Origin of the sequence: Leclercia sp. M50, from assembly GCF_037150775.1 — a bacterium.
In the GTDB taxonomy this organism is placed as follows: domain Bacteria; phylum Pseudomonadota; class Gammaproteobacteria; order Enterobacterales; family Enterobacteriaceae; genus Enterobacter.
On record NZ_JBBCPK010000132.1, the window covers coordinates 1 to 8,923 of the forward strand.

Genomic DNA, 8,923 nt, shown 5'->3' on the forward strand with positions numbered 1-8,923 from the left:
GCATAACCCACAGAAAGGGTCTGATTATCCGCCAGAGCAGCGCCGCTTGCCAGACTCGCCGCAACGCATACCGCCAGAGAGAGTTTTTTCATTTTCCGTAATCCTTGTTGTCATTTTTTATGTGTAATGCCGTATATCCCCAACCATCAGGCTGGAGATATTCCACTGCAAATTAAGGCGATAAAATTGTTGGTTTTTTGGGTGGGTGATGAAATAGGGAATAATCTTAAAGCCCGGAATAGTCCTGGAATTTGCCTCCCCTATATTGGTAGGGCGTGATGCTTACTCATCATATTTAAGGCTGACGCTTATTTTCTCTGCGGGTATTTCAACGGTGATATCGCAACCTGTCCAGGGCGCTTTATCCTGCATCATATTATTCTGAATATAATAGTCCCGCAGGTTAACTAACAGGAGCCGAAGATGATAACTGGCGAGCTTATCCGGCACGAACCAGTCCAGGTTATCCTGCTGATCAACATAATCGTATTCATATTCACAGGACTCGCCATCCAGGGCTAATTTTGCGCGAGCAATGATTTTCTTCGCCTCAGCAGGACCGGCATCAACCAGTAATTGACAAATTTTATTATGCAGATCGTCTAAGTCGCTCATTTATTTGTCCTGAAGTTTTATGTAGTGCGAGATTATTATCTGTTAATCAGTATACTTAAAATCAATCTTGATTCTGAGCGTTTCAACATCGACCGTTATTTCGCAGGCATGCCAGAACGAAGGCTGTTTTGAAGAGATGTTATTAACAAAAAATGTCCTCAGCTCAACCAAAAGGTCCAGCAAATCAGCATTGGCCTGTGCGCCTGCAGTAAACCAGTTTGTCTCACCTGAGGTGCTGTCCACATAATCAAACTCACATTTGCAGTGATCATTTTCGGGCGACAGCTCAGCACGCACGATGACGGTTGCGGCGTTATCGGGCGCTGCGGCAACTAAGACCGAGCCAATATCATTATAAATAGCCTGGGATTCGCGCATATTTTCATCCTGGGGTGACAAATCGTATTAATTAGGGCAAAGGCCGGTCGGCGCTTTAAGCGGGCCACACGCATCGTAACCGTACACCTTGTAGCCTTTACTTTTCATACAGCCTGAGATTTTATCGTTTCTTGCCACCACCTCCTGAAGCGTTTCCTCCGGGCGGGCGCTGCCACCGTTCCAGCTACCATCATCAAGATTGGCATTTTTAGGTACGCCACAGCTATAGAGATCGGCTTTACGCTGTTCATTATCGGTGTAACCGCCTGCACCCGGCTTCTGAAACGTTTGCGCATAGCGCACGTATTGATAGTCGGTTGAATCCATATTGCCAACAACACAGCCGCTGAGCATGAAACAGAACAGGATGGGGGATATTTTCATTTACGACTCCCTGTGAGTGATAGCCATTACCTTATCAAAATGAGCAGGCATTTTCTGCGTCAGCGCTGCTGCCCTGAACTATAAATAGAGGCTATCGTCATAGGGTGCTTCAGCCAGAATGTTTTGAATTTCATTTCGCGCTTCTAACTCCCATGCTGGGTTCATATTTGCCATTATTTCAATGAATTTTGGAAAAACGATGCGCCTTCCATCTCTGCCTTCAACCCTGTGATCTAACTCATACTGGCATGCAATCTTATAGGCAAATTCGGACATTATCCAATACAGCAGCGTGTTTAAAGAGTGAGTGATTTTTCGGGAGAACTCATACCCTCTTTCTGAGTAAATATAGTTATAAGCATTATTTTCGAATGAAATATAGGGGGTGCCATCGCCAATGGGAGCAGAACAGAGATTAACTGAATGTTTTGGAAAACCTGCACGTAAAATGATTTCATCAACGTGTTTTTGTATTTCATTAATATTGGCTAACATATCAGTGAACCTCACTGCACACTATTTTAACGTTAACTGGATGTTGCTACCATCAGGAACATCTCTTATTTGCAATGCAATAGTGGCTCTTGCTTTCATTGCTATTGTCGATTTTTCTAAATAAATATTATCTGGCTCATATTCGCCACCCACTACAAACGGAATTTTTGGAACCAGGCGATAGCCCGGAGGTATTGAACCATGCTTCTTCTGCCACGCGTTTGCCAGTGGGTAGCCTGTTAAGACCTCATAGTCTTCAAGTATTAGTTTACACCATTCATTGATATCTGGTGCAAGATAATCAAAAGCACCTGTCTCTGGATCGAATGTGTATATTCCATCTTCTTTTATACAAAATTGACCGCCAAAAACATCTTCAGCGAAGAAGAGGGCGTTACGAGCAAGATCATCGTAACACTCAATCCATAAGCCTTTATCATTCCAGTCGATGAGGCCGATCTCTTCTCCGTCTGTCTCAACAGGGAAAACATGTAGAGCTGACTCAAAACAATAAAATCCGTTTCGTTTATTTAATAAATTAATTAAATCCTCAATCAGAGGATAATCATGAAAAGCTGCGGGTAGTTTTTGCACCTTTCCTGATGAAATATCACCGCCGCAAACGGATAAGAGTTTTTCCAAAAATTTAGACATGTTAGTTATCCTATTTAAAGTCAATGTTAATCCTGAGTGTTTCAACGCACCAATCCGGGTTAAGCTTTTATAAAAAACATTATAAATCATGATGTTCTAATTTTTAATCAACGTTGCGTGACACAGATGATTATGCTCCGTGTACTGAAGATGTACTGAGTGGTTCCCGTAATCATACTTTGACCATCCATTAATCCATCCAAGGAGCATGTCGATTTTGCCTTCGCCAACCAAAGTGGGTTTTCCAAGCAATTTTGTAATGTATGCTCTGTCCATTCCCGCTTCAATTCCAGGGATGAAATTACCAGTAAACGGTGAATATTCATCTTCATTGCCAAAGTAAAAATCAATATGACTTAAGCAGTCTTTCCGAAACCCCATCTCGATACCCGAGTGGTAAAATTTATAATACTTCGTTTTTCCATCCGGATCTTTATATTCGCCAGCATCAGCTGATATAACCGGGGATTCACCGATAGCATGACACAGGTTGATAACTCCAATAGAATCTTCCCTTTCACCAAGAACATCTATAAAACTAGCCCATTCCACTGTCATTTTATAACCCCATCTGGCGTGTGCTTCTCAACTATAATATATCTTGTTTGTTAAAGAACAAATTTATAGCCAAAATTCCGCTAACAAAGTGCCAGGCAATTTAAAGTCAATTCCGCGTATCAGAAAGTGTTTCAACAAAGTCATTATAGGCTTCATGAAGATGGTAAAAATAAGCATCGGGCTCATTCTTAACAACTTCGTATCGTGCTAACAATTTAGTGAATAGCCCTTCGGGAACGGGATAAGGTGCGGCTTCGTTTTTATCACAATAAAAATAAAAAAACGCCTTTTCAAGTTCCGGGATAGAAAGTCTTTCCGCCTGGCTATAAAGATACTGATACGCGAAACTCCATTCACTGGACAGTAGTAAGAAATCAAGTGCGGCTGATTTTAGTTCATCATTGGCCTGGGACTGCTGCAAAAATCTCTGGCAATACTTTAGCGCCGTGGGTTGTTCTTCCACGAGCAGCATGCCCAGATATTCCAGAGCATCATCATTCGGATCGTTAAATGAATTAGATTCGACATAGCCGTTTGACTGGTAGAGATCTAATCCTGCCCGTAATTGGTTAACTGATTTATTCGTCATTTAAAGGCCCCTGTCGTCACCGTCGATAATCGTTTCGTTCATTGTTCAGGAAGCAGAAATAATTTACATCATCCTGGCCACGTCATCGGGACAGAGCGAATTCACATCCAAATACAACCTTCCAGCCATAATCACCTTACCTTAATTTTTGTTCAGGAAAGAAGGTTAAACAGGTCGCGTCTGAGCTGATCGAGTTCATCGTTCTCACTCATCAAAACCTTTCCGTTTCTATACAGTACGAGATCGTTTAGAGATCCCATTCCACCATAGAGATTGAGAAAAATGTGTTTGGTATCATCAGGTTCCAGCTCATATTTTTTAGCCAGTTTACAAATACTACTGACCATTCGGCATAACCCCCTAATTCTAATAAAGTAGCCATGCGTTGCATTTTCTCTACGATTAGCGTCGTTTTCTCGATAGTCAATACCTTCACCTGTTCTTCGGCCATTTGCTCGGTGGGTTTACCGGGCACTTACCCCGTGGCGATGTCGCCAGGGGCGCTATTCTCAACAACAATCCCAGTCTGCTGGCTGAGATTGTTGTTGGCTTATTTATCTGCTTCTTTTTTTCTTTTTACGCTCTTGTAACCTGGCTTTAATCCAGATGCCGAAAGCAAGTATTAAGCCGCCAGCGATACCTTTCCTTAAGGCATCACTGAAAGCTTCTCTCCAATCGAACTCAAATACATTTATTTTAAAATAAACGATTACTGAAACGATTAGATAGCCGATGACTACCGCAATAAACAATATGCTTACACATATGCAAACCAGTTTAACCAAATCCTTAATGTTAATTTTTTCCATTTTTCTTTCCTGCATTGTCAAGTTTATCTTTAACTTTATTGCCGGAAACCTCTCCCACAGTGGCCCCCGTAGCTGCTCCAATTATTTCAGCACTACCTTCTTTTATAACAGGTTTTAGCTGCTCGGTTGCCACTTTGCCAATACCACCACCAAATAGAGAGCCAACTCCGGCGCCAATAGTTGAGTTAGTTGGATCTTCACCTTTAATACTACTACCTATTGCCGCACCACCCATATTTATAGGAGTTGAAACCAGAATACCTTTCCCCGTTGTTGCTGCGGCTGTTACTCCCGCCATGATTGCGTCCACATAACTGAAAGGATCCTTTCCTGCCAGTTGCACACCCGTATTTACTCCAATACCAATTGCAGCATTAGCGGCCATACCTTTCACAGTAATGCCCAGCACGCTGCCCCCGAACATGACAGGTGCGTCGCCAATGCTGGCATTCGATTTATGGTAGCCCCAGGTATTCATGATTGTCTGAGCCTTAGACATGGCCTCAGAGTCAGGGTTACGTTTCATGTAATCCTGTCCGGAGAGCAAACCTTTGACCAGTTCTTGCGAAACAGCAGAACCGTATTCCCTCTCCATCTCTGATGCGTAAACACGTAAGTAACCTGCCAATTCAGCCCGTTCATTGCTGCTCATCTGTGATGGATCTTTAGTAAATTTAGAAACCAGTGCATCGCTACGTTTGTCGGCATTTTCCAGCTTGATTAGCTCATTGGCAGTTGCTAATGACTTATCACCGTTCTTAATTTTCTCAACGGCTTTGTCAAGTTTGTCTGAAGATGTAGAACCAAGGAAATTATTCTCCACCGTCGTCTTACCCGCCTGCGCCCCTGCCACAGCAGACGCAGAGCTGTCGCCCACCAGTCCACCGGACAAGCCCGCCGCCAGCGTCGCCAGCGCAGAAACCGTCTGCTTCTGGGTTTCATCCAGCTTATCGGCAGATTTGCCGTACATCTCGAGGGCGATCATCCCCACCAGCTCGCCCGTGGCGGCACCGGCGGCACCCGCCAGTGCGTCCTGCCCCAATCGTTTTCACTCATCAAAACACTTCCGTTTCTGAACAGTACGAGATCATTCAGAGATCCCATGCCGCCATAGAAATTTAGAAAAATGTGTTTGGTGTAATCAGGATCAGGCTCATATTGGTCAGCCAGTTTAAAAATACTGACTGACCATTTGGCATAACCACTTAATTCTAATAAAGTAGCCATGCGGTTCATTTTTTCTACGATGAGAGTTGTTTCATTGATTGCCATTTCACTGTCTTAATCTTCATAATTTCATCTCAGTCGACGCGTTTGTCAGGCAATGCCCAGGGAATCAGGACGATGCCATGACCTTGGCGTTTTTGGAGCACTGCTTCTACAGGTGCTCCAAAAATCATCTTTTATGGTGCCAGGGATTTTCAGGTAAAATAATTACCTTAGTTGCCATCGATCCAGACATCTTTCACCCAGGCGGCTAAATCAGGCCACTGCTCTTCACTATCACCATCGCCAGTCCAGTATCGGACACGACCTTGTTGATCTAAACAATAATAACTACCGTTATCTTCACATATCGGTAACCACGATTCAGGTACTCCAACTTCTTTTGCATCATTTATAGCCGTTAATAACTCGCCATAGAATTTTTTGTCTTCTGTGATAGACAACAATTCGATTGTTCCATAATAGATATTGCCAGCTTCCTTAAGAAGCTTCTTATAGTCAGGTGAAAAAGAAAAGCCTGTCTCTTCTTCATATTTAGAAATAAGAGCTTCATCCGGCAAAGGAATATTAGTTCTCTCGTTCCCGGATACAATCTTTAACTCTTCAATAACATTATTTAGGCTGTTAGTCATACCATCACCTATTTGAAATCGTTAGCTCGCTGCTTCCAGTAATCAGAGCGCCATCTGTTGAGTTGTGCACGATTTATACCAGAAGTTATGCTGTTATCGTTGTGGAAAGTTTGCGTCACTATCCGCAATAGGCCCATCCTGTCTTTGCAGCATAGGGTGCAGAAGCAGAGCTATCGTCCACCAACCCACCGGATAAGCCTGCCGCCAGCGCAGCGTTGACCACCGCGTGGGCGGCGGCTTTGCCCTCGATACGGGCAATATCCGCCACCCGATTACCAGTCTCGCCGATCAACTGCGCCTGCGGGAGCCATTCCTGCTCTTTCTCCTTGTCGCGCCTGACTGACAACGACTGGTCAACGCAAACCAAAGGTATCGGGCAGATCTTTGACAAAGTCGGACTCATCCCCCCGATACGCTTTCGCAATCTCTGTAAAGGAATCGATAACTCTCGCTTTCTCAGCGTCCGTTAGTCGCTGAAGCTCGGCGGCAATACGTTCCATCATTTCCACAGCGGCATCTGGATTGAGCGAATGGTCGTCAGTGAATTCAAGAAAAATGGTCATATCAGCGATAATTTTAATCAAATGATGCGAGTGAGTCATAGACCCTTTCCCCTTATTACTAACGTAAACCCAACATCCCGCCGGCAGGGGCGAGAGACTGTTTATTAACTCTCATACTTGAAGTCGATATTTATTTTCAGTGTTTCAATGTTTACCGTTACTTCACACCCATGCCAGAATGGCTTTTCTTGTGATTTAAAGTTATCAACAAAGAAATTTCTTAGTTCGACTAAAAGATCTAAAAGTCTTGCACTGGCATCTGCGGTTTCAGTGATCCAGTGCTGGTTACCCTGTTTATCTATATAGTTATAAGTAAACTCACCACAGTCACTTTCCGGATCTAACGTGGCACACAGAATGATTTTTTCCGCAGTATCAGGTGCGATCGAGAGCAGTACTGAACCAATGTCATTATAAATATCCTGGGATTCACGCATCATTCCTCCTGACAGATAAATTTGCTCAAAGAGGGCAATATTTGTGCCCGTAATCGCTATACACCGATTCGGGCTAAAATTTGATTAAAATCGTTACAAATCATTGTGTTTTAATTTTTAATTAACGTTGCGTGACACAGATGATTATGCTCCGTGTACTGAATATGTACTGAGTGGTTCCCGTAATCATACTTTGACCATCCATTAATCCATCCAAGGAGCATGTCGACTTTGCCTTCGCCAACCAAAGTGGGTTTTCCAAGCAATTTTGTAATGTATGCTCTGTCCATTCCCGCTTCAATTCCATGGATGAAATTACCAGTAAACGGTGAATATTCATCTTCATTGCCAAAGTAAAAATCAATATGACTTAAGCAGTTTTTCCGAAACCCCATCTCGATACCCGAGTGGTAAAATTTATAGTACTTTGTTTTTCCATCCGGATCATTATATTCGCCAGCATCAGCTGATATAACCGGGGATTCACCGATAGCATGACACAGGTTGATAACTCCAATAGAATCTTTCCTTTCACCAAGAAAATTTATAAAACTAGCCCATTCCACTGTTATTTTATAACCCCATCTGGCGTGTACTTTCCAACTAAAAACCTTTCACTTTAAAAAGATAAAATAAGATCCAGCCAAAACCTAAAATCCCTCCTCCTACACCACCCAACTTAACCGCATGAAAAATATTACTCCACATAATATCGAAAGTCCCATATTGAAACCATGATATAGTTATTAATGCTAGTTCAATTATCACCGCAGCTAAGATCATGCCAATAAAACTAAAAATTAGCATTGAAATACATACAATATATTTTCCTATTACCACTCGAGAAGAATGTTTCATTTCTTGAGTTCCTCAGTTACCTTATCTGTCGCTTTGCCACCGAGTTCAGATCCTATTGAACCACCTATATCTCCCGCACTCCCCGGAACATTACTCGGCTTCATCCCTTCTCGAATGATATCGTTACGATTAACTTCGGCGTATTTTATCCCTGTCGGATCGTACTTCGGATCCCAGCCATTTGTCACCCATCGCCCTACAGCATTAGTGACTTTCTCGGTTCCCCAAGTAATGCCCTTCCCAATACCATACCCAGCAGCAGAACCAACTCCATTTGAAATAGCACCTGAAAGTGGATCCTTATCATCAATCCAATTGCCATAAGCTCCTCCTGCTGCATTCCAGCCAACAGTACCCAAAATTCCATTCCCCATACTGATAACATTCACCCAACCCGCAATAGCTGAGTTTGCCGGGTCTATAGTGCCATCAGCCAGATAACTGATACCAGCATTCGCACTTGCTCCAAGTCCCCACATAGCCTGAGCACCGCCAGGTAACAGTGCAACACCACCTGTAGCAAGCGCCAACCCTACCGCATCCCGCTCCTTCATTGCTTTCTGACATGCGGCCCCACCAGGATTATCGGAACAGGTCGCCATATCGACGCCATGCTGGCGTATCCATGCGGCCTGAGCATCTTCGCTACCGCCGAGTAAATTATTCTCAACCGTCGTCTTACCCGCCTGCGCCCCCGCCACAGCAGACGCAGAGCTGTCGCCCC

At 43.6% G+C, this 8,923-nt stretch carries 18 protein-coding genes and 1 pseudogene; all 19 read right to left on the bottom strand.

Translation table 11 applies throughout. The annotated features are described in order from the left end of the window. Positions 1 to 282 precede the first annotated feature (282 nt). Positions 283 to 615 carry a hypothetical protein gene (locus WFM46_RS21260; protein WP_336998463.1) on the bottom strand — a complete coding sequence of 111 codons (333 nt, stop codon included), beginning with the start codon at positions 613 to 615 and terminating at the stop codon, positions 283 to 285. A gap of 42 nt (positions 616 to 657) precedes the next feature. After that, a complete protein-coding gene (locus WFM46_RS21265; RefSeq protein ID WP_103822627.1) occupies positions 658 to 993 on the bottom strand; it encodes a hypothetical protein in 336 nt (111 codons plus the stop codon). Between the two features lie 27 nt (positions 994 to 1,020). Beyond that, positions 1,021 to 1,377, bottom strand: a complete 357-nt coding sequence (locus tag WFM46_RS21270; RefSeq protein WP_336998464.1) for a hypothetical protein — start codon at positions 1,375 to 1,377, stop codon at positions 1,021 to 1,023. 78 nt (positions 1,378 to 1,455) lie between these two features. Next, positions 1,456 to 1,872, bottom strand: a complete 417-nt coding sequence (locus WFM46_RS21275; protein WP_336998465.1) for an Imm63 family immunity protein — start codon at positions 1,870 to 1,872, stop codon at positions 1,456 to 1,458. 21 nt (positions 1,873 to 1,893) lie between these two features. Then, positions 1,894 to 2,526 carry an SMI1/KNR4 family protein gene (locus WFM46_RS21280; protein ID WP_336998466.1) on the bottom strand — a complete coding sequence of 211 codons (633 nt, stop codon included), beginning with the start codon at positions 2,524 to 2,526 and terminating at the stop codon, positions 1,894 to 1,896. 96 nt (positions 2,527 to 2,622) lie between these two features. Next, entirely contained in the window at positions 2,623 to 3,084 is a 462-nt protein-coding gene (locus WFM46_RS21285) for a hypothetical protein (protein ID WP_336998467.1), read from the bottom strand. A 106-nt stretch (positions 3,085 to 3,190) separates the two neighbouring features. Next, positions 3,191 to 3,673 carry a hypothetical protein gene (locus tag WFM46_RS21290; RefSeq protein WP_336998468.1) on the bottom strand — a complete coding sequence of 161 codons (483 nt, stop codon included), beginning with the start codon at positions 3,671 to 3,673 and terminating at the stop codon, positions 3,191 to 3,193. Between the two features lie 152 nt (positions 3,674 to 3,825). Continuing rightward, positions 3,826 to 4,008, bottom strand: coding sequence for a DUF6966 domain-containing protein (locus WFM46_RS23920; protein WP_409518951.1), 183 nt, complete (start codon positions 4,006 to 4,008; stop codon positions 3,826 to 3,828). Beyond that, positions 3,921 to 4,124, bottom strand: coding sequence for a hypothetical protein (locus WFM46_RS21295; protein WP_103180830.1), 204 nt, complete (start codon positions 4,122 to 4,124; stop codon positions 3,921 to 3,923). Before WFM46_RS21295 ends, WFM46_RS23920 begins: the two co-directional genes overlap by 88 nt. 103 nt (positions 4,125 to 4,227) lie before the next feature. Further along, positions 4,228 to 4,482, bottom strand: a complete 255-nt coding sequence (locus WFM46_RS21300; RefSeq protein ID WP_103180829.1) for a hypothetical protein — start codon at positions 4,480 to 4,482, stop codon at positions 4,228 to 4,230. After that, a pseudogene (locus WFM46_RS21305) lies at positions 4,469 to 5,521 on the bottom strand (VENN motif pre-toxin domain-containing protein); the annotation flags it as partial. The gene WFM46_RS21300 and the pseudogene WFM46_RS21305, both read right to left, overlap by 14 nt. Next, complete coding sequence (locus tag WFM46_RS21310) at positions 5,464 to 5,754, bottom strand: DUF6966 domain-containing protein (protein WP_336998469.1); 291 nt, start codon at positions 5,752 to 5,754, stop codon at positions 5,464 to 5,466. The pseudogene WFM46_RS21305 and the gene WFM46_RS21310, both read right to left, overlap by 58 nt. Positions 5,755 to 5,921: 167 nt before the next feature. Beyond that, a complete protein-coding gene (locus tag WFM46_RS21315; RefSeq protein ID WP_336998470.1) occupies positions 5,922 to 6,341 on the bottom strand; it encodes an SMI1/KNR4 family protein in 420 nt (139 codons plus the stop codon). 118 nt (positions 6,342 to 6,459) lie between these two features. Further along, the gene (locus WFM46_RS21320; RefSeq protein WP_139157084.1) at positions 6,460 to 6,687 is read right to left on the bottom strand and encodes a hypothetical protein; all 228 of its coding nucleotides are present in this window, start codon (positions 6,685 to 6,687) and stop codon (positions 6,460 to 6,462) included. Between the two features lie 7 nt (positions 6,688 to 6,694). Further along, on the bottom strand, positions 6,695 to 6,943 hold the full coding sequence (locus tag WFM46_RS21325) for a hypothetical protein (protein ID WP_103180834.1): 249 nt from the start codon (positions 6,941 to 6,943) through the stop codon (positions 6,695 to 6,697). Positions 6,944 to 7,008: 65 nt separating this feature from the next. After that, positions 7,009 to 7,341: an immunity protein YezG family protein gene (locus WFM46_RS21330; protein WP_103822616.1), complete on the bottom strand. Its 333-nt coding sequence runs from the start codon at positions 7,339 to 7,341 to the stop codon at positions 7,009 to 7,011. 110 nt (positions 7,342 to 7,451) lie between these two features. Next, complete coding sequence (locus WFM46_RS21335; RefSeq protein ID WP_336998471.1) at positions 7,452 to 7,907, bottom strand: hypothetical protein; 456 nt, start codon at positions 7,905 to 7,907, stop codon at positions 7,452 to 7,454. A 37-nt stretch (positions 7,908 to 7,944) separates the two neighbouring features. Beyond that, a complete protein-coding gene (locus WFM46_RS21340) occupies positions 7,945 to 8,199 on the bottom strand; it encodes a hypothetical protein (protein ID WP_103822614.1) in 255 nt (84 codons plus the stop codon). Next, positions 8,196 to 8,923, bottom strand: a 728-nt coding sequence (locus tag WFM46_RS21345) for a VENN motif pre-toxin domain-containing protein (protein WP_336998472.1), incomplete at its 5' end; no start/stop codon positions are given. The genes WFM46_RS21345 and WFM46_RS21340, both read right to left, overlap by 4 nt.